The sequence below is a fragment of the Brevibacillus fulvus genome (assembly GCF_016908525.1).
Lineage (GTDB): Bacteria > Bacillota > Bacilli > Brevibacillales > Brevibacillaceae > Brevibacillus_G > Brevibacillus_G fulvus.
In genome coordinates this window covers 50,835-76,857 of the sequence record NZ_JAFBEB010000001.1, presented here as the reverse complement: position 1 = coordinate 76,857, position 26,023 = coordinate 50,835, and the positions used below count along the sequence as shown (strand labels likewise).

The following is a 26,023-nucleotide window of genomic DNA, read 5'->3' as shown; positions in this document are numbered from 1 at the left end:
AACGGCATGCCTATTCCGGCACGCCGTTCTTCTTGTCTTTTTTATCGCCAAACCAGGTCTTGGCCAACCCGGCAATGAGCGCTTTCGGCAAAGATTGCGCCGCCTGGAGTTCATTGCCCGCTGCGTCTACGCCGCGGTACAACAACGCCGCATCATCGGCGGGATCTGATTTGGTTTCGATCCGCATCTCCCCCACTGTGCCGGCAGGTGTCCATTCGGCGATGATATACTCATATTCGTCCGGAGCCAGTTCGATATAATCCTCGTCCGTCAGATCAATGACAGCATAGCCATCGTGTTCGATCTCCGCCTCGTACAGTTGGCCATTGGCTGATTCATACAGCTTCAATTCATTCGGATCGTTCAGATTTTCCTCCAGTTTGGAAAAATCGCGGATCGTCACTTTAATCGTTCGTTTCATGCAGGGTACGCTCCTCGTTGTTAATCTTGCCCGGATCAAACAGGCAAACAAACCTTCTGTTCAGTCCATCGCCGCTTCCGGCTCGGCAAAGAACTGTTGTTGAATCCACATTAGTTCGCTCTGATGAGAGGTATCTTGAGCTGTTGGCGTTTCCAGGACAAACGGAATGTCGCGAAATTCCGGTGTCGCAAACAGTTCGGCAAATCCTGAAGGAGGAATATAGCCTTTGCCGATGTTGGCATGCCGATCGCGATATGAGCGATGCGGAAACATCGAGTCGTTCAGATGAACAGCTTTTACATGGCCGAGATAATCCAGTTTGCGGGCCGCCTGAACAAACGCCTGCCAATCGCTCCCATTCCACAGTCCACTGGCAAAGGCGTGGCAAGTATCCAGACAAAACCCGACTTTTTCGGGACAAGCCAGCAAACTCCTCACTTGCGCCAGTTCTTCCAGGGTGCTGCCCATCCGATTCCCTTGCCCCGCATTGTTTTCGATGAGCAAGAGTGTCTCCCCTTGCCAGTCGCCGAGCACCTCGTTCAGCATCTTAATCATCCGCTGATAACCGCGCAAAGGCTCCGTTTCCCATTGCTTGTATTGGCCGAAATGAACGACAATCCCCAATGAGCCGCAAGCGTTGGCGATGGCCAAGTCATTGCGCAATGATTCCACCGTCAGCCGATACAGATCAGGGTCGTCAATCGCCAGGTTGGTCGGATAGGGCGTGTGGGCGATCGAGACGAGCCCGTACTGTTGGCAATATTGCCGACAAGCCTCGGCATCGCTTTGATCCAGCCGCTTGACGCTCAAGCTGCGCGGATTTTTGGGAAAGTATTGAAAGGCGGTCGCCCCGATTTGCCGAGCGTGCTTGGCCGCCCCCAAATAGCCTTCGCGAATGCTGACATGACACCCCAGCAACATAGATACCGCCCTCCGTCATAAAGAGTCAGCGACCGCCCGAATCGTTTTGCTTTAGTCCGCTTTGACTACGGCGTGACCGCCAAATTCATTGCGCAGCGCAGCCACAACTTTGCCATGGAACGTATCGGACTCCAGCGAACGGTAGCGCATGAGCAAAGAAAGTGCGATTACGGGCACATTCGCCTGCAGATCAAGCGCTTCTTCCACGGTCCATTTTCCTTCACCGGACGATTGCATGACGCCTTTGATACTTTCCAGTTTCGGATCTTTGGCAAAAGCTCGTTCCGTCAATTCAATGAGCCATCCGCGAATGACCGACCCGTGGCCAAACACGCGAGCAACCGCCTCATAATCGTAATCAAACCGACTTTTGTCCAACACTTCAAAGCCTTCGGCAATCGCTTGCATCATCCCGTATTCAATCCCGTTGTGCACCATTTTGAGGAAATGGCCGCTGCCGCTTTCGCCTGTGTAAAGGTATCCCTGCTCCACCGCCAGATCTTGAAACAGCGGTTCGATGGTCGGCCACACTTCTTTATCCCCGCCGATCATGAAACAGCCGCCGTGGCGCGCTCCTTCCATCCCGCCGGAAGTTCCGCAGTCAAAGAAATGAATGCCTTTCGCCTTGCAAGTTTCCGCACGGCTGAGCGAATCTTTGTAATGGGAATTGCCGCCTTCGATGATGATATCTCCCGGGCTCAGCAAGTCAACCAACTGCTTGATGACCGAATCGGTAATGTTTCCGGCAGGTACCATCACCCAAACAATTCGCGGCGTTTCCAGCTTTTGCACCAATTCTTCGATCCGTAAAGCGGGTACAGCCCCTTTTTCCGCCAATTCCTTGACCGCCTGTTCGTTCACATCATTGGCGACAACGCTATGTCCATGTTCCAACAGATTTAACGTCAGGTTGTAGCCCATTTTCCCTAAACCAATCATTCCCAGCTTCAACTTTTGCGCCATATGTTCCACTCTCCACTCCTTGATCATTCAGCCAATCGCTATGGCTTTGCCGTCCCTCAATAGGACAATCCTTCAAACAACAGGACGCGTGCCGGAGCCGCTTCCGTTTCCAGCAGTTTAATCGGCGCGCCGACAAAAAAATAGTTGCCGGCGGGGACTTCCGCCAATCGCAGTCCTTCAAAAATGACGATGCCTGCTTCAAACAAAGTTTTATGCGTTGGATGTCCAGGCTGGCTGCGCTCGATCCCCAAGGCGTCGATCGCGACGCTGCGAATGCCGATCTCCGCCAAATATTTGGCGCCATCCTCAGCAAGATAAACAAAGTCGGGATCAAAATGATCAACCAACGAATTTTTTGTTTTCAACACGAGGATCTCGTCTTTTTCCATTTGCAGACCCTGCAAATCATTGCGCGTAATGCCTCCTTGGACGTGGGTGAGATCGAGCACGCGGCACGGTCCGACCAGCTTATCCAGCGGCAATGTCGCCACGGTTCCGCCCCCTGGAACCATGTGCAGCGGCGAGTCTACATGCGTGCCGGTGTGCATGTCAAGGTCAGCCCGGGATTCGCGCGCTGCCGCCGTGTCAAAATCTTGGACAACGCGGATTTGCGGCTTCTTCTCCGGCTTGTTTTTATAAACAGCCATGTCGGCGTGAATCGCCGCTGAGACATCATATACCTTATACATCCCTAATTTCCCCCTCAGGTCAATACTTTCACCTGCTTGTCCGCGGCGGCATTCAGCTGCTCCCGTCCTGTTTGTACTTGCCACCAGTGCGCCCCGTGAGGAGCAAGCAAGCGTTCGACTTCAAGCGGGCCCCAACTGCCTGCCTGATAAGAAAACAACGTGTCGGCTGCTGCCTTATCCCATGCCTGCCGAATCGGATCAACAAACTTCCAGGCGAGCGCCACTTCATCCCAACGGGTGAAGAAAGTAGAATCCCCTTCGATCGCATCATAAAACAGACGCTCGTATGCTTCCGGCGATTCTTTGCCGCAGTTGTTGCAAAATTCCAGTTCAATCGGGGAGACATCATCCTCGGTTCCCGGCCGCTTGGCATTCAAGATCAGCGAAAGCCCTTCATCCGGATTGATGCGGATAACCAGCAAGTTCGGATTAAGATTGCCTTCCCGGTTGAAGTAAAGATACTTTGGCATTTCCTTGAACTCGATCACGATCTCGGTCATTTTCTTGGCCATGCGTTTGCCCGTACGAATGAAAATCGGGACTCCAGCCCAGCGGAAGTTGTCAATAAACAGCTTGCCGGCGACAAACGTTTCCGTCGCTGATTCCGGGGCGACATTGTGTTCCTGGCGATAACCGGGCACCGGCTGTCCGTTGATCGTCCCTTCGGCGTACTGACCGCGCACAAAGTAGTTGTCCACTTCCTCAACCTGATAACGGCGGAGCGAGCGAAGCACCTTTACTTTTTCATCGCGAATCGCTTCCATATTTAAAGCGCTGGGCGGCTCCATGCAGACCATCATCAGCATTTGCAGCATATGGTTCTGCACCATGTCGCGAAGCGCGCCCGCATGCTCGTAATAAGCGGCCCGCTCCTCCACGCCAACCGTTTCACTGGCCGTGATCTGAATGTTTTTAATAAAATTATTGTTCCACAGCGGTTCAAACAGCGAGTTGGCAAAACGGATCACTTCGATATTTTGCACCATTTCCTTGCCCAGATAGTGGTCGATCCGGTAAATTTCCTCTTCGCTGAATGTTTGTTCAATCTCTTCATTTAATGCTTTGGCTGACAAATAGTCTTTGCCGAACGGCTTCTCGATGACGAGGCGCTTCCATCCGGAAGTTTGCGTCAATCCGCCATTTTTCAGATTGGTTGAAACCATTCCGAACAACTCCGGAGCGATGGCCATGTAAAACAGGCGGTTGCCCGCGATGCCCCATTTCTTTTCTTGGCTTTCCACCGCTTGCCGCAAGATCTGGTAATCTTCCGGTTTGCTGACATCCACTCTGGCGTATGCAAAATGCTCAATGAACTTACGCCAATCGTGTTCATCCTCCACCTTGAGGCGGCCAAACTGGTCTACGCACTCCCGAATATATGTATGAAAGGCATCCGGTTCCTTGGAAGAGCGGCCAACGCCGATTACCGCAAACTTTTCATGCAGCAACTTATTGCGGTACAGGCTGTACAGGGCGGCGTACAATTTGCGTTTGGCCAAATCCCCCGTCGCTCCAAACATGACCATGACAAATGGGTTCAACGCTTGTTGACGTGTAGACACTGCATACACTCCTATCACAAAACTGTCTGGCTATTTTTTCGTTAAATTTTTCCGGTATTGGACACTTTATTATCTCGCAGTTTTACAGGCTAATCAAGATTGGATTGGCCAAAAAGCTGCCGGTTTTACACCTTCTATCCTGACATTCTACTTGGTATTCTTCCTTCTGCACACAAAGCTATGCGGCCTGACACCAGCAAACGCCGCTGCCAATAAATGATAGACTGGCGCCTACCAGCGGTTCGGGTGCCCCTTTACCCCCGTATGCGCACGCACAAGCAAGGCTTCGTAGCTTTGCTGATCCGCCTTGCGGAAGGTAACCAGTGTGCCGACAATTCCGCCGAGAAAACCTAACGGGATAGAAACGATCCCCGGATTGGACAGCGGGAACCAAGGCGCCAGTTTGATCATCCCGTTCAGCGGATTCATCACATGCGGACCAACGACCACCAGGATAACGGCAGACAGCATACCCGTCACCACACCGGCAATCGCGCCTGTCTCGGTAAACCGCCGCCAATAAAGCGTAAACAAGATCAGCGGCAAATTTGCGGAAGCAGCGACGGCAAACGTTAGCGCGACCAGAATGGCAACATTCATATTTTCCGCATGTATGGCGATTAAGGTGGAGATCGCGCCGACGACGAGTGAGGCTGATTTGGCCGCAACCAGCTGTTCGCGTTCAGAAGCGCCCCCTTTCCGCAAGATATGGCTGTACAAATCATGGGCAAACGCCGAGGAAGCCGACAGCACCAATCCAGTCACGACGGCCAAAATGGTGGCAAACGCAACGGCTGAAATATAGGCCATCAAAAAATCGCCGCCCAGCGCATAGGAAAGCAAAGGCAAAGTCAAGTTGCCGCCATAGCCAGATTGCTGCAAGTGTTGCCATCCGACAAATGAACTGGCACCGAATCCCAAAAACACCGTCATAATATAAAAGACGCTGATCAGCCAGGTAGCCGTCAAGATGGAACGGCGCGCCTGCACCGCGCTTCTTACCGTAAACAGCCTGATCAGGATATGCGGCAGACCGGCCGTGCCCATGATCAAGGCCAGATGCAGGGAAATGGTGTCCAGCGGATTAACAAACTGGTTGCCGGGATTCAAGTAATTGTCCAGCAGCGGCGTAATTTGCTTCACATGTTCAAACATCTTCAGCACACTCCAGTCGAAGCGTGCCAGCACAATCAAACTGACGATCAAGGTGCCGCTCAACAGTAGTATCGCTTTGATGATCTGCACCCATGAGGTGGCTACCATCCCGCCGAACACGACGTAACTGGTCATCAGCGTCCCGACCAGCAACACCGCGACGCGATAATCGAGATCAAGCAGCAGATGAATGAGTGCTCCGGCTCCGACCAGCTGGGCAATCATGTAAAAAATCGTGATCGAGAGCGTACTTGCCGCGACTGTGCTTCGCAACAGCGATCCGGGAAAACGGATGGCAATCGAATCGGCCAACGTGTATTGGCCCAGATTGTGCAGCGGTTCAGCCACCGTCAGCAGGATGACCAGGTAGGAGACGAGAAAGCCGATGGAGTAAAAAAAGCCGTCAAACCCATAGCTGGCAATCGCTCCGGTGATTCCGAGAAAGGAAGCCGCGCTCATATAATCGCCGGCGATCGCCCAGCCATTTTGCATACCGGTTAAGCGGTTGCCGGCGGCATAAAAGTCCAGCGGTTTACTCGTTCGTTTGGCGGCCGAATACGTTATCGCCAGCGTCCCGACGACAACCGCGAGAAAAAAAACAATCACGGTTATGTTCATACAACGGTCCCCTTTCCCCCATGACCCAATCCGAAAGCAGAGAAAACCCACTTTCGCCGATCAATCAGACGAAAGTGAGTTTTTTCTCTTAACCTCTGCTGCTCCGCTCAAAACTTGGCCTTATAAGCTTTCTTCCCGCAAACCCGTATTCGCTTTCACCAAAATTTCATCATACTTGGCGTCATCCGCTTTGGCCGTAGAGAAGATCGTCCCGAGCCAAGCAGCCAAAAATCCGATCGGGATGGAAATAATCCCCGGATTGCTCAAAGGAAACAACGCTTCGCCGACAAAGATCGCTTTCCCCGGTTCGGGGTTCCACAGGTTCGGGCTCAATGCAACCAAAATCAGCGCGCTGAGCAAGCCGACAAGCATGCCGCAGACCGCCCCGGCGGTGTTGAATCTGCGCCAGAAGATGGTAAAAATGATCACGGGCAAGTTCGCGCTGGCGGCTACCGCAAACGCAAGCGAAACAAGAAACGCAACATTAAATTTCTGGGCAAACAAGGAAAGCAGGATGGAAATGACCGCCACACCCACCGAGGCCCATTTTGCCGCCTTCATCTGCTCCTGTTCCGTCGCCTTGCCTTTGCGAACGATGTGGCTGTAAAAGTCATGGGCAAAAGCAGAGGCTGCTGAAAGAACCAACCCGGCGACGACGGCCAAAATCGTCGCAAACGCTACGGCCGAGATGAAAGCGAAGAAGAAATCGCCGCCCAGCGCTTTCGCCAACAGTGGCGCTGCCATATTTCCCGCCTTGTTTGCCTCCACAATCGTGTCCGTACCGACGAAGGCAGCAGCCCCGAAGCCGAGGAAAATTGTCATAATGTAGAAGATACCGATGATCCAGGTAGCATAGACAACCGATTTGCGCGCGGTAGGCGCATCTTTTACCGTGAAGAAACGAATGAGAATATGCGGCAGCCCGGCTGTCCCCAACACAAGGGCCAAGTTGAGCGAAATGTTGTCCAAACCATTCTTGAAGTTATTGCCAGGATTCAAAAATTGTTCGCCCAATGGCGTTGCTGTCTTGAGATGGTCAAACATCGCGGTCATGCTGAAGCCGAACTTGGCAAACACGATGATGGAAATGATGATCGTTCCCGTCATCAGCAACACGGCTTTGACGATTTGCACCCAGCTGGTAGCGGTCATCCCGCCGAACACAACGTAGATCGTCATCAGCACGCCAACGACCAGCACCGACGTCGTATAATCCCAGTTAAGCAGCAGCTTGATCAGCCCACCGGCACCGACCAGCTGCGCGATCATATAAAAAATCGAGATGGTAATTGAGTTGAGGGCGGCAACACCGCGTACCTTGCTGCTGTCAAAACGGGCGGCGATCATGTCGGCCATCGTATACTTGCCGAGATTGCGCAGCGGTTCGGCAACGAGATAAAGCACGACCAGGTAGGCAACCAAATAGCCGATACTGTAAAAAAAGCCGTCAAAACCGGACAAAGCAATCATTCCGGCAATTCCCAAAAAGGAAGCGGCAGACATGTAATCGCCAGCGATCGCCATGCCATTTTGCCAACCGGTCAATCCCGAACCGGCCGTATAAAACTCACTTGTCGTTTTGGTTTTTTTCGCAGCGTAATAGGTGATGACCAACGTTAACAGCACGATTGCCAGAAATAGTGCAAATGCCATCGATAGCTACCCCCTTTTGATCTCTTGCTTGATCTGTTCGACCATTTCGTCAAACCGCGCTGCCCGTTTGCTGTAAATCATGCACAGCGCCCACGTCATAACGAACTGGGCAAAAGCAAACACCCACGCCCAGGTGATCGAGCCGATCGCCGGCCTATTCAGCACCGTAAAGTAAGAGGTCATGATCGGGAGCGTAAAATAAAAGACAAAAAAGAAAATGGAGTAAGGAAGAATAAAGCCTTTCTTGCTTTTGAGCAATTGCTGAAAGGTTTTGCTTTGGACAACCGCGGAATAATTCACATTGCCGGCCGTCGTTTGTTTTGCCGTCGAATCATTGGTTACCATCTCTTTCCGCCTCCTTGATTCACCGAAAATAGCGCTGAAAATTCCGAATGTAAGCGCTTTAAAAACAGTATAGCGGAAAGTTCACAATTTCGTTAAAATTTCGGTTTATGATGTTTGATTTCCGGTCTAACCGGCAGAAAACTTTGACTAAACAGCACCGCCCAACCGTTTGAGCAATTCTTTCGCATATGATCGTGAAACCGGAATCTGCATCGGCTTTCCCGTCTTCAAAGTCAAATTGTACGCTCCGTTAAACCACGGCGTCAGCTCGCTGACGTAATCCAAATTGACGAGATAACTTTTGTGCGTGCGAAAAAACGGGTACCCCTGCAATTTCTCCTCCAGCTGTTGCAAGGTCAGCTTGGTGGAATAACACTCGGTTGATGTGCAAATCTGCACCAAACGCTCATCGCGAAAGGCGTATAGAATGGAAGCGGGGTCGATCACCGCGACGCGATTGTTCTCTTCAACCAGCAGCTTGGACAGCTTTTGCACGGGACTTTTCGTATCCGTCAAGCGATTGCGCACGCGGCGAAATGTTTCTTGCAGCCGTTGCGGTTCAAACGGTTTCAGCAAGTAATCGACGGCATTCAAGGCAAACGCCTCAATGGCGAATTGATCATAAGCGGTGGAAAATACCAGCAGAGGCTGCTGCTTTCGGGACATCAGCATGCGCGCTGCCTGAACTCCTTCCAACTCGGGCATTTTAATATCCAAAATGACCAAATCCGGTTCTGTCTGTTCGACCAATTGCAGCAATTCGCGCCCGTTGGCGGCCGTGCCGACCAGCTCTACGTCCTGAATTTGCTGCAGCAAATAAATCAGCTCTTCTCTCGCCAATCGCTCGTCTTCAGCTATCACTACGCGTATGGTCAACCATTTTCCCTCCCCGCGGAATGGTAAAGGCGATCAAAGCGCCTCCGTCTGGCTTATTTTTGAAACGAAGATGTGCCTGTGGCCCCAGCAAACGTATCAAACGCTGATTGACATTGTAGACACCGATTCCGTTTCCCGTCGTACTTTTGATCGGCGCTTGTCCCAACTGATTTCGTATCTCTCCGGGTATGCCCGTGCCGTTATCTTCGATTCTGATCTCTACTCCGCTTCGTTTTGTCCGGACGGTGATGCCGATCCAGCCGCCGCTGGTTACTTTTCGCAAACCGTGCTGAATACAGTTCTCGACAAGCGGCTGCAAAGTGCCGGGCGGAATAAACACGTCCAACCGCTCGGAGGCAAATTGGCACGTTATCGTCAGCTGTTCAGCGAAGCGGACCTTGATAATATCCACATACGCCTGCAAATGATCAAGCTCTTGATGAAGCGGGATCAGCTGCGATGCCGTAATTCTGATCGTCAGGCGCATATAGCTGGCCAGCTGGATCGTCATGTGCCGAGCCAGATCGGGATCGACGCGAATCAAGGTTACAATCGAGTTCAGCGTATTAAACAAAAAGTGGGGATTGATTTGCGCCTGCAGCATTCGCAGCTCCGCTTCCCGCATCAGGTTGACCATCTTTTCCGCGATGTCCAGCGTCAATTGATTGGAAAGAAGGTTGCTTAAACCGACTGCCAGCACTTCCTCCACTTTTCTGATCTGTTCCGGCCGTTTGTAATACAAAACCAATAACCCGACCGTTGTCCCCGCCTCTTTGATCGGAATCAGGATGGAAGCGGCCAGCTGGCAATCTTTTCTCGGGCAGGCAAGCTGCTCACGGGACAGTCCAACCTGCACATGTCCGCTGCTTAGCGCTCGGCGGGCAAGTTCGGAATCAAGCCGCTGTCCGCGCAAATGATGGCCCGCTTCCAGTCCCACATGAGCAAGGAATTGCTGCTGATCGGACACGGCAACAGCGGCTGCTTTCAGCTCTTTGCGCAGCAAATTGGCAACGGTCTCCGCGGTCTGCGGAGATAGCCCCTGTTTCAAGTGAGGCAGTAACAGTTCCGCGATCTTCAGGGCGCGTTCCGTCTCGATCGCCGCCGAACGCTCCTCTTCCTGCAAAGCGACGCGAATCATCGTCGTAAAAATCGCAATGGAAATGCTGTTGGTTAAAACCATGGGAATCCCGATCTCGTTGACGATTTGACGGGCGATTTCCGGGGGATTGGTCAAGATCAGGATCAGTGCCATCTGCAAAATCGGAGCAAACATGCCGATGAAAATCGCTTTTGAGGGAGAAATGACTCTTTCTTGCGAAAAAAAGCGGGCTACATAGCCGGCCAACAGTCCGGTCAACGGCGCCGACAAACCCATCGCCGCCGCGGCTGCTCCTCCCATGCCAAGCGCATGGATACCGGCAATAAACCCAGCGCCGAGCCCAACAATCGGACCGCCCAACAATCCGCCAATGACGACCCCGACCAAGGTAGAATTGGCGATCACTTCATCCCGGTTCAATGGCTCCATCCAAAAAGCCGGCATCAGCTGCTCGTCAGCTACGATCACGCCGGCATAAGTTCCGGCGATGCCAAACAAGCCAAAAACGAGCGAAAACGAGACCGCTGTGGATATGCGCACTTCCCTGTCCAACAGTTGGCGAAACAGCGGTATGCGCGTCAAAATAAAGGTCAGCGTCAACAAGATGCCCATCCGTTCGAACAACAGTAAGGTCAATGCCTGCAACCCGGTTTTCTCCTTTCGCTCGGCCAGCATTAGGTGAAGGGCTCCTCTTTCCATTATCCATCTTTCTGGGCGGACAGACAATTCCCCGTCAAAAATTGCATAGGATACAGCCTAGGAATTTTAATTGCTACAAGTGGAAGGATGGACAGCTATGTGTGGAATTACAGGTTGGTTGGATTTTGAACGTGACCTTACGGAAGCAAACGAGCTGGTTCGCAAGATGGCGGAAAGTTTGCGTTATCGCGGGCCCGACCAGGCAGGATATTGGGCGAGCGGACCGGTTAGCTTCGGGCATCGTCGGCTGTGCGTTGTTGATCCTTCCGGCGGTCAACAACCGATGAGCAAACAATACGGGGATGCTACCTATACGATGGTCTATAACGGAGAGCTGTACAACACCGAAGATCTGCGTCAGGATTTAAAACGGGCCGGACATCAGTTCCGTTCCCATTCCGATACAGAAGTGCTGTTGACCGCCTATATCGAGTGGGGTGCCGATTGCGTCCGCCGCTTGAACGGCATCTTTGCCTTTGCCATTTGGGACGAACGGAAGCAAACGCTGTTTCTCGCCCGCGATCGTATGGGTGTCAAGCCATTATTCTACGCCGTTCGGGGCAGTTCCTTCTTTTTTGGTTCGGAACTAAAGGCGCTGCTCGCCCACCCCGAAGTTAAGCCGGAAATCAGCCGGGAAGGATTGGCGGAAATATTCGTGTTGGGCCCCTCGCGCACTCCTGGTCACGGTGTGTTTCATAATGTCCATGAAGTTCGGCCCGGGTTCCATTTAACCGTCAGCAAAGAGGGGGTAAAAACGGAGCGATACTGGGAATTGGTCAGCCGTCCCCATTATGATGATTTGGAGACGACCGCCGAAACGGTTCGCTCGCTGTTGATTGACTCGATTGAACGGCAACTGGTCGCGGATGTGCCGGTAGCCACGCTGCTCTCCGGCGGCCTTGATTCCAGCGCGATCACGGCGATTGCCTCCAGAGCTTTCCAACGGCAAGGCAGAGGGACCCTTCACACCTATTCGATCGACTACAAAGATAACGACCTGCACTTCCAGGCCAATGCCTTTCAGCCGAATTCCGATGCCCCCTGGGTCAAACGCGTTTCCGAATATTTGCAAACGATCCATCATCGCATCGAATTTGACACACCCGAACTGGTCGAATCGCTGAAAACCGCTGTGTTTGCCCGCGACTTGCCAGGAATGACCGATGTGGACAGCTCGTTATACCTTTTCTGTCGGGAAATCAAAAAAGAAACGACCGTTGTGCTGTCCGGCGAATGTGCAGACGAAGTGTTCGGCGGGTATCCGTGGTTCCATCGGGAAGACTTGTTCAATGCCGGGACATTCCCTTGGGCGGTCATGTCAAAAGAAAGAGCGCGCTGGCTTTCTCCTGAATTGCGGGAATATTTGCGTCCGGACGAATATTTGGCGCAACGTTATGAAGAAACTTTGGCGGAAGTGCCGCGTCTGCCCGGCGAAGATCCGACCGAGGCGCGCAGACGGGAACTGTTTTACTTGAATCTGACCTGGTTTATGAATACGTTATTAGACCGGAAAGACCGGATGAGCATGGCCGCCAGTCTGGAAGCGCGCGTGCCATTCTGTGACCATCGCCTCGTTGAATATGTGTGGAATATTCCGTGGGAAATGAAAATGTATGCCGGACGGGAAAAAGGAATTTTGCGCAAAGCAATGGAAGGGATTTTGCCAGATGATGTGCTTTACCGGAAAAAAAGCCCTTATCCGAAAACGCATAATCCCGCCTACACGGAAGCGACCCGCGCCTGGCTTCTCGAAATCCTGGATGACTCCCAGTCGCCCTTGCTCCCGTTAATTGATCAAACGGTGATCCGCGAGATTGCTGCCTCCGTCGGGAAAGCTTCCGGCATTCCCTGGTTCGGCCAGTTGATGAGCACGCCGCAGCTGTTTGCTTATTTGGCACAGATCGATTATTGGCTCAGAGAATATAAAGTAACCATCATCTAACGCAAAAAAACCGTCCTATGGACGGTTTTTTCCGTTTTCCTCACTAGCAAGGAATGCTGTAAGCCAGGTTCTGTCTCTCCCGTGCTGCAAACGGGGAAATCCCCTCGCACCAAGAGCGGTAGTCATCTATCTATGGCATGATCCATGCCATCCGTCCCTCCGTTTGATTCCTTCAGGACGGTTCCCCTACCAAATTTGGGTTTCTCGCTCGCAGGGTTTACCGCGTTCCATCTTCCTTGTCGCCAAGGAAGCTCGTTTCTGTGGCACTTTCAGCGTACTTTGGTCTCAGGGAGAACCAGTTCCGCGCCGTCAGCGAAGCTGTCGCCTCACTGCCCTAGTTTGCACTAGGTACGAACACTCCAGACATCTCAGTCTGGGCGAGCCTGGACTTTCCTCTATCGCCGCCAAAATGACCGCGACAGCGACTACCCGCATTCCTTGCTATTACTATGAATCGGTAACATTTAATTTATCACAGTTTGCCCCACGCGGCAACAAGAACTGTCTGGAAAACAAGCCAAATTGTTCATCTATCTGCACTGTAGTACAATATGGGTAAATGCCAAATCGGGAGGAATCAGCATGTTTTCGATCACACCGGAAGCCGCTGCCCGCTTGTCTGCTTTGCTTCAGCAAGAGCCCGACGCGGACAAGTTGGGCTTTCGTATCAACCGCACCTTGTCCGGTTGCGGCAGCCACGACTACAGTATCTCCATTACCGAACAAAATCATGATGAACTGTCCATGCTTCTGGGTGACCTTCGCTTTTTTTATCGGGAGAGCGATTTGCCGTTTCTCGATGATCTGCAGATTGCTTTGAACCGGGAAACCGGCCGTTTGCTGATCCGCCAATCCACCGCGCCGGAATCTTCTTCCTGCATTTTACCGAACAACCGGCCCTAAACTTGGGTCTGTGCAAAGATGATGACTTAGAAAGGGGTAGTGAATATGCTGTTACTGCCATTTGCCGACAAACAACCGCAAATTGATCCGTCCGTTTTTTTAGCCCAAGGCACAGTTATCTCCGGCGATGTGACGATCGGCGCCGACACCTCCGTTTGGTACAACACGGTTATTCGCGGCGACATCGCCCCTACCCGGATCGGTGCTCGGGTCAGCATTCAAGACAATTCTACCTTGCACCAAAGCCCGGACAAGCCGTTGATCATCGAAGACGAAGTGACGATCGGCCACAATGCCGTTCTGCATAGCTGTATCGTGCGCAAAGGCGCTTTAATTGGCATGGGCGCGATTGTACTCGATGGCGCGGAAATTGGCGAGGAAGCGATGGTCGCAGCCGGCGCGCTCGTTCCACCGGGCATGAAAGTACCGCCCCGGACGTTGGTGATCGGTTCCCCGGCCAAAGTGAAGCGGGCTGTCAGCGAAGCCGATCTGCTAGAGTTGCGCCGGATTCGCCAATCGTATGTGGATAAAGGAAAAACGTATCGCCAGCTGGAGTTATCCCCGCTTCCACGGGACTGATTGCCTGCCGGCAAATGAAAAACCGGTGACTGCTTCCGCAATTCACCGGTTTTATCCTGTTCACGCTTAGGCCAGACGTTGGCAACTCGATACAAACATTTGGTAAGAGCGAATCGCCGTTTCCAAATGCATACGCTGCGGCTCTTTGGTCGTCACATGCTTTTGCAAAAATGCCGACAGCGGGAAAATAAACGGCAAAGCGCGGCGAAGATACTTGTCGCCGGCGATCCAGGCCAGCATGGCCACGGCACCCGCTCCGATGCTCCAATCGAGCGGCAAAAACCAGATCGTCAGCAGAAAAGCAAGAAAAAAGCAGGTTACCATATTGGTCGAACAACCTTCGTTGACGATACTGGCCTGCTGGATTTCCGCCAGCGCTTCCAGTTTCTTTTCTCCCGGATAACTGAACACTTTATGTTCCGCCCCGTGAAATCGTTTTAAACGTTTGGGAAAGACAAAATGGAACCCGGCCATATAGACGAGCACCCATGTCGGATCGACCGGTCCATGGCCTTGCCAAACGGCATAGCTGACATACAGCAGCAAAAGCAAATGGAATACATTATAATACCACGGATGGGCAAACAGGATTCGGTGCCACATTTTCAATAAAGTCCAGATGGTCATTTTCTCCGCCCAGACATGGATAACTCCCCGCTTGATTTCCGCGCAAGCCAATATTTCCCGATTATGAAAAAACACGCCACGTCCAAAGGAGATCCCCATAATCATAAAGCTGCCTCCCGTCTTCCCCTTCTTCCGATAAATAATCAGAGCCTTCTCTATATACGAATCAGCACAGCGTTTGTTTCAATTTTTTCAAACCGCAGCGCGGCTCTTTTTATTGTACCTTGCCACCAATCGCCTGGTAAAGGGCAGGGCAATCAGGAAATACTAAAAAAGCTCCCTATTCGGCAATCCAGCTTTGCCGATGGAAGAACCCGCTGGCAATTCGCCTGAAGGAGGAGTACGATGGGCCGGAGACGCCGACCGTTGGTGGCAGATGCGCAAGATGGGCTCGATCTGTTAAAAGCGCGTTTGCAAAATGTGTTGGAGCCTGAACAGGCGAAATTCCAGGTTGCCGATCAGTTGCACATTCCCTTGAAAGAAGGGGATAACGGCGATTTGGCCGCGCGGGACGCCGGCCGCATCGGCGGCAGACTGGGAGGCAGCATGGTCAAAGAAATGATCCGCTCGGCGCAACAACAACTGCTTCAGAGACAGACAGACCGCGGAAGATAATCTCCGCGGTCTGTTTCTATCTGAGCCGTTGTATTTTGCTCCGGGTGATTTTCGGCTGCCCGACTAACGATCGGCTGATTCGATTGAGTCGATGAAACGAATCAAACATTTGATCCAACACATCCACCAGCTCACGTACTTCTCCCACTTTTCCCCGTATCCCGGTAAAGTGATGGTGAATCGAATTCTTGTCTAGCCGTACCATCGCTTTCACCTCCTCCACACGCTCTTGTATAAACCTATGCGGCGTGTGCGGATGTGGGGAAGAAAACATCGCGCCCAATTTACTGTAATTTGTAGAGAGTCGGTCGGCGATCGGCGAATACGGGGATTTTCCCGCGCACTTCCTCCGCCAGCGAGAGGTCAAGCTCAGCAAAGATGATCTCTTCCTGCTGCAATCCTTCTGCAAGGACTTCCCCCCAAGGATTGATTACCATCGAATGGCCGCAAAACGTATTGTTTACGTCTTCCCCCACACGATTGCAGGCAACGACAAACATCTGGTTCTCGATCGCTCTGGCAATCAACAACTGGCGCCAATGATTCAGGCGCGGGTGCGGCCACTGTGCACAGACAAACAATACGTTGGCTCCCTGCAGCGAATACGTTCTGATCCATTCCGGGAACCGGATATCGTAACAGATGACGGAACTGACTTTATGCCCATCCAGTTCGTATATACCGGGCTGCTCGCCGGCACTTAAATATTTCTCCTCATCCATCAGGCGAAACAGATGGATTTTGGAGTATCGGCCAACCTGCTGACCTTCCCGATCGAAAACATAGGTCGTGTTGTACACCTGATCGCCGATGCGTTCCGCAATCGATCCGCCCACGACAAAGCTATGTAATTTGCGCGCCGCCCAACTGAGCAACGCTTTCGCCTGTTCGCCGTTTTCGTCGGCGATTTCATCAAGGCGTTGCAAATCGTAGGCGGTGTCCCACAGTTCCGGCAACAAAACAACATCGGGCTGTTGTTCGCTTTCCGCCAATCGTTCCACCAGTTTTCTTACTTTTTCCCTGTTTTCTTCCGGCTTCCCAAATGACACATCAAATTGCAATAAGGCAGCATTCCATTTTTGCGACATCCCCACTCCCCCTGCTTCCGAAGTATATACAGCTATCGTAGCTTTCCCGCCGTTTGAGTTCAAGCAAAAAAAATAACAGGAGAGCGAGCTGCTCTCCCGGTTGCCGAACTATGGAGTCCGGCGGGGACGTTCCAAGCGGTCGAGGCGGTTGTCAAGGTTGGTCAATTGCCGGTCCAGCCGATCGATTCTCGTTTCCAGCCGATCGACCCGATTCTCCAGGCTGGTGACGCGCCGCGACAGACCCGTTTCCGGCTGCGGAGAAGGAATTCCCGGCTGGCCTTGCGTCGGAATAAACAGCGTTTGCCCAATATAGAGAATATAGGGGGGAGTCAAATTGTTCGCTCTGATGATTTGCTGAACAGAAACGCCGAAACGCGCAGCAAGCTGATTAAGCGTGTCGCCAGGTTGTACCACGTAATTCATCTGGGTGTCACTCTCCTTTGGTGGTCAGTCGCTACTAAGCTATGCATACCAAGATGTTGGCGTAATCGAGCAAAGACACATTTGCCGCATTTTGGTTATCCCCCCATAAAAAAACCTTTGGCTGCCATTCCCAACAGCCAAAGGTTCTGTTTGAAGCGATTATTTGAAAACCGGTTCGGCAAACTGAGCCAATTTTTCCAGCGAACTTTTGGATACATCGGCATGCAAACTGTTGCCGTGGGAATCCATCGTGACAATTGCCGCAAACCCTTTGACGCGCAGATGCCACATCGCTTCCGGAATCCCGAATTCCATGTAGTCGACGCCCTCCACCTTTTCAATGCAATCCGCATAATATTGTGCCGCACCGCCGATTGCATTCAGATAGACACCGCCGTGTTCCTTCAACGCCTGCAGCGTTTTTGGCCCCATGCCGCCTTTGCCGATGACGACGCGAATGCCAAATTTCTTCATAATCTCGCCTTGGTAAGGCTCCTCCCGAATACTGGTCGTCGGTCCAGCCGCTTTCACATGCCATTCGCCGGCTTCGTCCTTCAACATCACCGGTCCGCAGTGATAAATAATTCCTCCGTTCAAATCGGTCACACAGTCGTTGTCCATCAAGTATTTATGCAAAGCATCGCGGCCGGTATGCATCAAGCCGTTGATGATGACCACGTCGCCCACTTTCAGGCTGCGTATCTGCTCTTCGGTGATGGGCGCTTCCAGCACGATCTCATTGCGTGCTTCCTGCTTTTCTTCAGCAGCGGCAGCTGTCGACAGATCCATCGCCACTTCCTGATCCTTGTAGAGATACTGTTTAATCTCCCCTGTGACCGGATCGATCGTCACGCCTTGACGACGGAATGCCCAGCAGTTGTAGGCGACGGAAACGAAGAAGCTGGCCGGCAGCCGGTTTTCTACACCAATTTTGCAGCCGAGCAGTGTCGTATTGCCGCCAAAGCCCATTGTCCCGATACCGAGTTTGTTGGCGGCTTCCATAATATAGTCTTCCAGTTGAGCCAGCTCCGGAATCGGATTCACATCGTCGACACGCCGGAACAACTGATGTTTGGCCAGCGCATAGCCGGAAGTGCGGTCGCCGCCGATGCCAACGCCGATGAACCCGGCGCTGCATCCTTGTCCCTGCGCTTGATAGACGGCATGCAGGATACATTTGCGCACGCCATCGAGATCGCGTCCTGCTTTGCCCAATCCCTCCAGCTCGGTCGGCAGGGAATACTGAATATTTTTATTTTCACAGCCTCCCCCTTTCAGGATCAGCTTTACTTCAATTTCATCTTTTTCCCATTGTTCAAAATGAATCACAGGCGTACCTGGTCCCAGGTTATTGCCGGAATTGACGCCGGTCAAGGAATCAACGGAATTGGAGCGCAATTTCCCCTGTTTGGTCGCCTCGGCAATCGCTTCGTGAATCGCTTTCTTCATCTCGATCTGGTTGGCACCGACCGGTGTTTTGATTTCAAAAGTAGGCATCCCCGTATCTTGACAGATCGGCGAGACATTTTCTTCCGCCATTTGAATATTGCGAGCGATCGTGGAGAGCGAAAGCGCAGAGCGCGTTCCGGCATCCTCTTTCAACTTCGCAGCATTGATCGCCACCCGCACGTCAGGCGGCAAATACGTCGAGGTTTCGGTAATCAACTGAAGCATGCTTTCTTTGAACTTTTCCATTTATGTCGCTCCTTTTTGAATAAAGAACTTGGCCCTCCCCGCTAGCGAAGAGGCCTTCTTGATGCGCAAGCAATCTTCTAAAACGCTTACAGCCAACGAATGGAATTTGCGAGAATTATTATAACATACTTGCATCTGTCTGTCCGCAACAATGACCGCCAGTCGCAGGAAAAGCTGAAACATCTGCGGCCGCGCTGCGTCCAACCTGTAACAAGGAGGTGTTTGAATTTGCAAAAACGCAATCTGCTGCTCCGTATATGCGTTTGTTTGCTTGCATGTTCGCTCATTTGCACCGTAACTTCAGTCTCGCCGCTTCCGGCAAATGCCGCCGATCAACCGCTGCCTGTCCTCGGTTCGGCAGAAAAACTGCGCGAATTATTGAAAAACGACCTTGGCACCCCGGCTCTCGCTTATCCGCCCCCTATTTGGACAAAGGAAAGCAGAGCGACCGTGATGGCGCCCGCTGCCTCTGTACAAACAGAATCCGCCGCCTTTGCCGGAACCAACCTGCAGGTTGCGGGGGTGGATGAAGCTGATCGGGTCAAAACCGACGGCCAATATATATATCAGGCGGCCGGCCGGCAGTTGGTCGTAACCCGGGCAATCCCGGCGACCGATCTGAAAGTGGTCAAAACGATCACGATCCCTGGGGATGAACTGGAACTTCGCGAATTGTTCGTCGACCAACAACATTTGGTGGTGCTTGGCACTTCTCGGAATGCGAAAGTCTCACCGCTCAGTCCGATCGCAACGCGAGTGCTGATCTATGACAAACGCACGCCGACCGCACCCAGGCTGGTTCGCGAGTTGGAAGTGGAGGGGATGTACTTGTCGTCACGAAAAATCGGCAATACACTTTATTTTCTGACCAACCGCTGGCTTGACCTGCGTCTTCTCTCGGCTGAAAACACGCAAACGGCGGCGCTGCTTCCCGCCTATCGCGACACAGCTCAAGGCGAGCGGCAGTTGCGATTGGACTACCAAACCATCCGCTATTTTCCCGACGCCATCCAGCCGAGCTATTTGGTTACAGCCGCCGTCGATCTGGCCAGACCCGAGCAGCCAGCCGCGATCAACGCCTATTTAGGTGCGGGAGAAGCCGTATACGCCTCCGCTGGACATTTGTATGTTACGGCACAGCTCGAACCTGTCGCCAAACCGGTCGGTATATGGAGACGGGGGGTTCCCGTCCGCAAACCGATGTTGCGCCAAACCGTAATCTATCAATTTTCGCTGACGGATGATCAGATCGTCTATCAGAGAAAAGCCAGCGTCCCCGGCGTTACGCTGAATCAGTTTTCGTTAGACGAACACAACGGCTTCCTGCGAATCGCCACAACCGCTGATACGTTTCAAGATGGACAATATTCAACGGAAAGCAATCTGTATATTCTCGATCAACAGCTGCGGATGGTCGGCAAACTGGAGCATCTCGCTGTGGGCGAGTCGATCTATTCGGTACGCTATACCGGCGACCGGGCTTATCTGGTTACGTTTGAACAGGTCGACCCGCTCTTTGTCATCGATCTGCAGCAGCCAGCCACCCCAAAAGTGCTCGGCAGCCTGAAGATCCCCGGGTACAGCAACTATTTGCATCCGTATGACGAGAACCACTTGCTGGGCTTTGGCAAGGATACGGTAACAGCGGACAATGTCAGCTACTATCAAGGAATGAAGGTTGCTTTGTTTGACGTCTCCGATGTGGCGCATCCGATTGAACAATTCAAACAATTGATCGGCGATCGCGGCACAGATTCGGATTTGCTGAATACCCATAAAGCACTGCTGTTTTCCAAGGAGAAAAATTTGCTGGCCTTTCCCGTTACGGAGCTGGAAACCGCCTCAAGCGAAGCGGCAGGCCCTGTCTGGCAATACGGCCAGTTTGCCTTTCAAGGAGCCTATGTCTACCGGCTGGATTTGCAGCATGGCTTCCAGCTGCAGGCGAAAATCACACATCTGCAGCAGGAAGAGAAGACAAAACCAAGTTCGTACCGGTATGAAGACTCGCGGGCAATCAAACGGCTGCTTTACATCGGCGACGCGCTTTACGCGGTTTCCGACAGCATGATCACCGCTCACCGCCTGTCCGATATGAAGCAGCTCGCGTCCGTTTCCTGGGAGCCGCTGCAGTGACCAGGCCGTCCCCGCCTCTACCCGACTCGTCTCTTCTGTGTTAAGATGAAAGTACGCCTATTTTAGAAAGGGTGTAATCCGCTATGGAATTACTAAACCTCAATGTGCTCTCCACTTTATGTGGCATAGCGGCCGTTACCATTGTCGCTTTTATACGTTTGCATTGGCCATTCCGTTATCAATATGTATCGGTTTTGTTCAAACGAAACCCGGAACGGGTCATGCGTATTCTCGATGCATCTTACCGGAAAAACAAGAGTCGCTCCGTCGCTATGTTGGATAAATCGACAGGCGAAATCTTGGCAGGCAATTTTGAGTTGGCCGAAAATTTTGTTGCTCAAGGGTTGACCGTCTGCAAAGAGCATCCGTCGTTGTTCAATCGTGCGCTGATCCATTACTTGTTTTACAATTTGGCGATCGCCTATTTTTATCAAGGAAAATACGATAATGCCCTTGAACTGGCCTTTCGCGTTTACCAGCGGGACCGTTCGTTTACCAACGCATTGGGCGTGATCATTTGTGCCCATGCCCGCATGGGAGATTTGGGCAATGCTTTGGAAGCATATCATCATTTGCCCAAGAAAAAAGCGCGAATGGAACTTCAGCTTTTTTGCATGGCCGAAATCGAAGCGGCCAGCGGAAACTTTGACCACGCCGTCAATCATCTGCGCAAATTGATGACGCTGCACTATTCTGTTACGATGCATTTACCAATGAGCGAACTAGAAAAACGGCTGCAAGAATGGACAAAAGCCTCTACCCGTGTCGGGTGAGGCTTTTTGTTTGGTTCAAGCATCGGCTGTCAATGTTGTGATAATGGATTGTAAAAATGGCTTGATCTCCCCTTGCAAAACCGGCCCGTGTCCGGTAGCGAGCATTTCCATCGGCCACTCCATCACCGCGCGAAGCCCCTGCACAAATGCTTCGATCCGCTCCGGTTCCCGCTCTTTCCAGCGGCCGATAAATTCCAGATACGATTGCCGATGCTCCGCTTCAAACCCGACAACGTTGCCGATCGGTGCCGAGAAAAAACAAAGATGATCGCCGATAAAGCAAATTTTGCTCTCTTTGTCGTAAAAAGCGACCGACCCTTCGGTATGGAACGGCAATTGCTTAAATTGCAATGTTTGCAGATCGCCGCTGTTGCCCATGAACGTATGGCCAAACAACGTTTGCGAAAAGTCATCGAGTTCATAGTAATCATCGAGATGAATCCAGTTATTGCGAGAAGAAAACAACTCAGCGTTGCCAATATGGTCAGCATGGCGATGTGTGAAAAAGGCGGTCACTTCCGAGTTCTCTTTCACCCCAATTTGCTGCAGAGCCTGTTGGAAGTAGGGGCGATGTTTCCGTAAATGGGAGTCAATGAGCACAAACGTATCTTTCTTGGCGATAACGTAGCTGTTGATAAAACTTTTCCAGGCCGGTTCATAGATGATGATTGCCCAAACATTGCTAGCTAGTTGTTTTGTAAGATTAGACACGCTCCCATTCCCCTTTCTTTTCCATTTTTGCCAAACCGGTAGCTGATATGGAATTCGGATTGTTTTTTGGTTTCGAACAAAAATTCTCTTTCCTTATTATACACGAAATCCGAAAGAAAGGTCAGAATCAGAAAAAACGGGATCAGCCCGTCTGTGGCTGCGACTGATGACTGATCCGCAAAAAATACTGTAAACCTGCAATGGTGAGCAGGCCGCCGACGATTTGCATTGGAAAAATCATCTCCCCCAGCAGCAGATAAGCGAGAATCGTTGCGCCAACCGGCTCCCCCAGGACGCTCATGGAAACTGTGGTTGCTTTTACATATTTTAGCAGCCAATTAAAGACCATATGACCAAAAACGGTTGGCACTATTGCCAATAACAAAAAGATTCCCCATTCGCGAGCAGGATACCCCAGCATCGCCGTTCCCGTCAATGCATTGTATAGCGCAAACGAGCAGCCGGCAATCAAAAAGACGAGCAGGCTGTACAGAGAGGATGGCACCTCTTTCAACAAAGCCTGTCCTAGCAGCATATGGATCGCTACGGCGACGGTTCCCAGCAGGGAAAGAAAATCGCCCAGCAACTGCTTGTCCGACAAGCCGATGTCACCCCAACCGATCAGCACCGCGCCCAGAATGGCAATGGCCATGCTCAGCGACGCTCGGGTCCCCGCCTTCTCTTTAAAAACAAAAAAGGCACCGACCATCACAAACAGCGGTTCCAAGGCCATGATGATCGTCGAACTGGCCACCGACGTCAACCGCAGGGAACTCATCCAGAACAGAAAATGAGTGGCTAAAAAAAGACCGGACAAACTCAAGCGCAGCCAGTTTCGCTTGGAAATGCCCGATAGTTGGCGGCGATATTTCCACAACAATGGTGACATCAGGAGTACCGTAAAAAACATGCGATACATTCCTTGGACGGAAACGGGCGCCTCTGACCATTTGATAAAAATCGAAGAAAACGAGACTGCAACGATCCCCAGTATGATCGGAAGCAGCAGCGGTACCGGACTTTTTGTCGTATTCAAGTTGTCATCACATTCCTTCGGGTCAATTGTCAAACAAGTTGTTGCGTTATGTGCCAATGGAAATCCAGATTCGTTCGTTTTCTTCCTGCGTATGGATCGGAACCCCAAAAAATCCGCTTAACGTCTCGGAAGTGAGCAAGCTTTTGGTTTGTGCCGCTTGGTAAACGCTGCCGTCTTTAATCAGCAGCGTATGGCTGAAGCACGGCAAAATTTCTTCGATATGATGCGTAACATACAGCAGCGTCGGCGCTTCTGGCTGTTCCGCGATCTGGCTGATCACCTCCAGCAGTTGCTCACGGGCCAGCAAATCCAGTCCGGTGCACGGCTCATCAAGGATCAGCAACTTCGGGGAAGCCATCAATGCCCGGGCGATCAGCACTTTTTGCTTCTCCCCTTGCGACAAGGTGGCGTAAGTCCGTCCGACCAAGTGAGAACAGCGGAAAAATTCCAGCAATTCCAGCGCTCTTGCCCGGTCCTCGCCGGTTGGCTCCGTATATAGACCAATCGTGGCGAACTTGCCGCTGACCACGATTTCTTGCGCACGATCCTGCCCATGCAAATTAACTTGCAAGGCAGAACTGACCCAGCCGATTTGCTTTCGCAATTCGCGCAAATCGACTTCGCCAAATTTATGACCCAAGACGGAAACTTCCCCTTTTGTCGGCCAAATATGACCCGTGATCAAATTGAGCAAGGTCGTTTTGCCGGAACCGTTCAAGCCGACCAGACACCAATGTTCGCCTTGTTTCACCTGCCAGTTGACATCGCGCACAATCACGCGCTCATCTCGTTGCCACGACACATTTTTTAGTTCAACTATCATCCTTCCTCACCTTTCCCTCATTGTACGAACAGTCTGACTCTTATAGAGTATACACGTCCCTTTTGCATAGCTCAATTGTTTTTCCCGAAACAAAAAGGCAGCATCCCTGCAAGGAGCTGCCCTTGTCGCCTGACTAGTTGTTGAGCGAACACGCAACCGAACGAAAGCTTATGCGCGAAAGCGTGCCAACGCGTGCGACAGGTCTTTCGTCTGATCATACACCTGCTTATAAAGTTGATAGAGCGCCCGATAACGCTGGACGTTGTCCGCGATCGGCCGGTAGGTTTCCACGACTTGCAGGAAGCGGTCGGCGCAAGCCTGCAACGAAGCGAACCAGCCGCACCCGTAAGCCGCGATCATCGCTGCTCCCAGCGCCGGACCTTGTTCACTGGACAGTTTGACGACATCGGTTTGAAAAATATCCGCCTGCATCTGCAGCCATTCCGCATTTTTCGCACCGCCGCCAATCGCCACCACTTCGCGAATCGGCTTGCCGCTGTCCTGCAACAGTTCAATCGTTTGCTTGAGCGAAAACGTGATCCCTTCCATCACCGCGCGGGCAAAATCAGCTTTCGTATGTTTGGAATCAATCCCGATGAAGCTGCCGCGGATCGCGGCATCAGCATGGGGAGTCCTTTCCCCGGTGATATATGGGGTAAAGAGCAGGCCGTTCGCGCCGATCGGCACCTCGCCAACACGGGCCAGCAAATGATCCATTTTCTCTGTCTCGGCAAACGTCTCACGGAACCAGCTCAGGCTGTGTCCGGCCGCCAAGGTCACCCCCATGGAATAGTAAGCCGCTTCCTCGGCATGGTCAAAGCAATGTAACTGTCCGGCAAACTGTACATCCGCGCTGCGCTCATATGCCAGGACAACGCCGGATGTCCCGATGCTGCACAGCGTTTTCCCTTCCGCCAGCACGCCAGCCCCGATCGCTCCGCAAGCATTGTCCGCTCCGCCGGCAAACACCTTGGTCGACTTGGCCAGGCCGGTCATTTCAGCGATTTCCGCCGTAATCGTGCCGACGCAGGCATGAGATTCGACAAGCGGCGGACAAATCTCCAGCGGAATATCGAGCTGCTCGCAGATCTGCGGGCTCCACCGCTTGGCTCCGACTTCCAGCAGCAGCGTGCCCGCGGCATCGGAATACTCGCTGTTGAGTTTACCGGTGAGCCGAAAGCGCAAATAATCTTTGGGCAGCAAAAACAGTTTCGCTTGTCGGAACAATTCCGGCTCGTGCTGCTTGACCCAGAGCAGTTTTGGCAAAGTAAAACCTTCCAACGCCCGGTTTTTGGCAAGCTGCAGCAAAGTTTCTTCCCCGATCCGTTCTGTAATGAACCGGCATTGTTCCGTCGTCCGGGTATCATTCCACAGGATCGCATGCCGCAGTACCCGCTGCTGCTCGTCAAGCAAAACTAATCCGTGCATTTGGCCGGAGAAACTCAGTCCCTCAATCTCTTCCACTCGCCCCGGAAAAGCGCTGACAAGTTCCGCCAGCGCCTCCGTCGTTTTCTTTACCCAAAGCTCGGGGTCTTGTTCACAGTGACCATCCTTTTCCTGGAGCAACGGATAGGAGCGGGACACTTCCTGACAGACTTCCCCCGCTTCATTGACCAGCAACAGTTTGACACCGCTCGTTCCCAGATCAATTCCGATCACATATCTCATCGCATA

The 26,023-nt window shown here is 52.2% G+C and carries 25 protein-coding genes and 1 other RNA gene; 6 read left to right on the top strand and 20 right to left on the bottom strand.

Translation table 11 applies throughout. From position 1 onward, the window contains the following. Positions 1-10 precede the first annotated feature (10 nt). From JOD01_RS00410 to JOD01_RS00365, 10 genes are all read right to left on the bottom strand, one after another. Positions 11-421: a hypothetical protein gene (locus JOD01_RS00410; protein ID WP_204516247.1), complete on the bottom strand. Its 411-nt coding sequence runs from the start codon at positions 419-421 to the stop codon at positions 11-13. 60 nt (positions 422-481) lie between these two features. Beyond that, complete coding sequence (locus tag JOD01_RS00405; protein ID WP_204516246.1) at positions 482-1,342, bottom strand: deoxyribonuclease IV; 861 nt, start codon at positions 1,340-1,342, stop codon at positions 482-484. A gap of 51 nt (positions 1,343-1,393) precedes the next feature. Further along, positions 1,394-2,293 (bottom strand): phosphogluconate dehydrogenase (NAD(+)-dependent, decarboxylating), encoded by a 900-nt coding sequence (gnd, locus tag JOD01_RS00400; protein WP_204516796.1) that lies wholly within the window; start codon positions 2,291-2,293, stop codon positions 1,394-1,396. 68 nt (positions 2,294-2,361) lie between these two features. Then, positions 2,362-2,994 (bottom strand): cyclase family protein, encoded by a 633-nt coding sequence (locus tag JOD01_RS00395; RefSeq protein ID WP_204516245.1) that lies wholly within the window; start codon positions 2,992-2,994, stop codon positions 2,362-2,364. Positions 2,995-3,008: 14 nt separating this feature from the next. Next, positions 3,009-4,520 carry a glucose-6-phosphate dehydrogenase gene (gene zwf, locus JOD01_RS00390; protein ID WP_204516795.1) on the bottom strand — a complete coding sequence of 504 codons (1,512 nt, stop codon included), beginning with the start codon at positions 4,518-4,520 and terminating at the stop codon, positions 3,009-3,011. A gap of 267 nt (positions 4,521-4,787) precedes the next feature. Beyond that, positions 4,788-6,329, bottom strand: a complete 1,542-nt coding sequence (locus JOD01_RS00385; RefSeq protein ID WP_204516244.1) for a solute symporter family protein — start codon at positions 6,327-6,329, stop codon at positions 4,788-4,790. 120 nt (positions 6,330-6,449) lie between these two features. Next, complete coding sequence (locus JOD01_RS00380) at positions 6,450-7,982, bottom strand: solute symporter family protein (RefSeq protein ID WP_204516243.1); 1,533 nt, start codon at positions 7,980-7,982, stop codon at positions 6,450-6,452. Between the two features lie 6 nt (positions 7,983-7,988). After that, a complete protein-coding gene (locus tag JOD01_RS00375; RefSeq protein WP_204516242.1) occupies positions 7,989-8,327 on the bottom strand; it encodes a DUF485 domain-containing protein in 339 nt (112 codons plus the stop codon). A 147-nt stretch (positions 8,328-8,474) separates the two neighbouring features. Further along, positions 8,475-9,203, bottom strand: coding sequence for a LytR/AlgR family response regulator transcription factor (locus JOD01_RS00370; protein ID WP_204516241.1), 729 nt, complete (start codon positions 9,201-9,203; stop codon positions 8,475-8,477). Further along, positions 9,178-10,977, bottom strand: coding sequence for a LytS/YhcK type 5TM receptor domain-containing protein (locus tag JOD01_RS00365; RefSeq protein WP_239565100.1), 1,800 nt, complete (start codon positions 10,975-10,977; stop codon positions 9,178-9,180). The genes JOD01_RS00370 and JOD01_RS00365 overlap by 26 nt, the downstream gene beginning before the upstream one ends. Positions 10,978-11,098: 121 nt before the next feature. Between JOD01_RS00365 and asnB the strand changes: the two genes are divergently transcribed. Then, positions 11,099-12,943 (top strand): asparagine synthase (glutamine-hydrolyzing), encoded by a 1,845-nt coding sequence (asnB, locus tag JOD01_RS00360; protein WP_204516240.1) that lies wholly within the window; start codon positions 11,099-11,101, stop codon positions 12,941-12,943. A gap of 54 nt (positions 12,944-12,997) precedes the next feature. Here asnB and rnpB read toward each other — a convergent pair. Continuing rightward, an RNA gene (gene rnpB / locus JOD01_RS00355) (RNase P RNA component class B) lies at positions 12,998-13,380 on the bottom strand. 145 nt (positions 13,381-13,525) lie between these two features. Here rnpB and JOD01_RS00350 point away from each other — a divergent pair. Next, on the top strand, positions 13,526-13,846 hold the full coding sequence (locus tag JOD01_RS00350; protein WP_204516239.1) for a hypothetical protein: 321 nt from the start codon (positions 13,526-13,528) through the stop codon (positions 13,844-13,846). 45 nt (positions 13,847-13,891) lie between these two features. Then, positions 13,892-14,425 carry a gamma carbonic anhydrase gene (locus tag JOD01_RS00345; protein ID WP_204516238.1) on the top strand — a complete coding sequence of 178 codons (534 nt, stop codon included), beginning with the start codon at positions 13,892-13,894 and terminating at the stop codon, positions 14,423-14,425. A 66-nt stretch (positions 14,426-14,491) separates the two neighbouring features. On the opposite strand, the gene JOD01_RS00340 is transcribed toward JOD01_RS00345, so the two are convergent. Then, positions 14,492-15,157: a DUF1385 domain-containing protein gene (locus JOD01_RS00340; protein ID WP_204516237.1), complete on the bottom strand. Its 666-nt coding sequence runs from the start codon at positions 15,155-15,157 to the stop codon at positions 14,492-14,494. A 240-nt stretch (positions 15,158-15,397) separates the two neighbouring features. Here JOD01_RS00340 and JOD01_RS00335 point away from each other — a divergent pair, with 240 nt between their 5' ends. Then, positions 15,398-15,667 (top strand): alpha/beta-type small acid-soluble spore protein, encoded by a 270-nt coding sequence (locus JOD01_RS00335; protein WP_204516236.1) that lies wholly within the window; start codon positions 15,398-15,400, stop codon positions 15,665-15,667. 16 nt (positions 15,668-15,683) lie between these two features. Here JOD01_RS00335 and JOD01_RS00330 read toward each other — a convergent pair whose 3' ends face one another. The 4 genes from JOD01_RS00330 to JOD01_RS00315 form a co-directional block, all read right to left on the bottom strand. Next, positions 15,684-15,872, bottom strand: a complete 189-nt coding sequence (locus tag JOD01_RS00330; protein WP_204516235.1) for a hypothetical protein — start codon at positions 15,870-15,872, stop codon at positions 15,684-15,686. 79 nt (positions 15,873-15,951) lie between these two features. After that, on the bottom strand, positions 15,952-16,755 hold the full coding sequence (locus JOD01_RS00325; RefSeq protein WP_204516234.1) for a carbon-nitrogen family hydrolase: 804 nt from the start codon (positions 16,753-16,755) through the stop codon (positions 15,952-15,954). Positions 16,756-16,863: 108 nt separating this feature from the next. Continuing rightward, positions 16,864-17,178 (bottom strand): LysM peptidoglycan-binding domain-containing protein, encoded by a 315-nt coding sequence (locus JOD01_RS00320; protein ID WP_204516233.1) that lies wholly within the window; start codon positions 17,176-17,178, stop codon positions 16,864-16,866. 159 nt (positions 17,179-17,337) lie between these two features. Next, positions 17,338-18,873, bottom strand: coding sequence for a fumarate hydratase (locus JOD01_RS00315; protein ID WP_204516232.1), 1,536 nt, complete (start codon positions 18,871-18,873; stop codon positions 17,338-17,340). A 228-nt stretch (positions 18,874-19,101) separates the two neighbouring features. On the opposite strand from JOD01_RS00315, the gene JOD01_RS00310 reads away from it, so the two are divergent. Next, positions 19,102-21,006, top strand: coding sequence for a beta-propeller domain-containing protein (locus JOD01_RS00310; RefSeq protein WP_204516231.1), 1,905 nt, complete (start codon positions 19,102-19,104; stop codon positions 21,004-21,006). A gap of 83 nt (positions 21,007-21,089) precedes the next feature. Next, positions 21,090-21,779 carry a tetratricopeptide repeat protein gene (locus JOD01_RS00305; protein WP_204516230.1) on the top strand — a complete coding sequence of 230 codons (690 nt, stop codon included), beginning with the start codon at positions 21,090-21,092 and terminating at the stop codon, positions 21,777-21,779. A gap of 15 nt (positions 21,780-21,794) precedes the next feature. Here JOD01_RS00305 and JOD01_RS00300 read toward each other — a convergent pair whose 3' ends face one another. The 4 genes from JOD01_RS00300 to xylB all read right to left on the bottom strand — a co-directional run bounded on the left by JOD01_RS00300 (position 21,795) and on the right by xylB (position 26,017). After that, entirely contained in the window at positions 21,795-22,490 is a 696-nt protein-coding gene (locus tag JOD01_RS00300; RefSeq protein ID WP_204516229.1) for an MBL fold metallo-hydrolase, read from the bottom strand. A gap of 142 nt (positions 22,491-22,632) precedes the next feature. Beyond that, on the bottom strand, positions 22,633-23,526 hold the full coding sequence (locus tag JOD01_RS00295) for a DMT family transporter (RefSeq protein WP_204516228.1): 894 nt from the start codon (positions 23,524-23,526) through the stop codon (positions 22,633-22,635). Positions 23,527-23,572: 46 nt separating this feature from the next. Beyond that, the gene (locus JOD01_RS00290; protein ID WP_204516227.1) at positions 23,573-24,349 is read right to left on the bottom strand and encodes an ABC transporter ATP-binding protein; all 777 of its coding nucleotides are present in this window, start codon (positions 24,347-24,349) and stop codon (positions 23,573-23,575) included. A gap of 168 nt (positions 24,350-24,517) precedes the next feature. Further along, the gene (xylB, locus tag JOD01_RS00285; RefSeq protein WP_204516226.1) at positions 24,518-26,017 is read right to left on the bottom strand and encodes a xylulokinase; all 1,500 of its coding nucleotides are present in this window, start codon (positions 26,015-26,017) and stop codon (positions 24,518-24,520) included. Positions 26,018-26,023 lie beyond the last annotated feature (6 nt).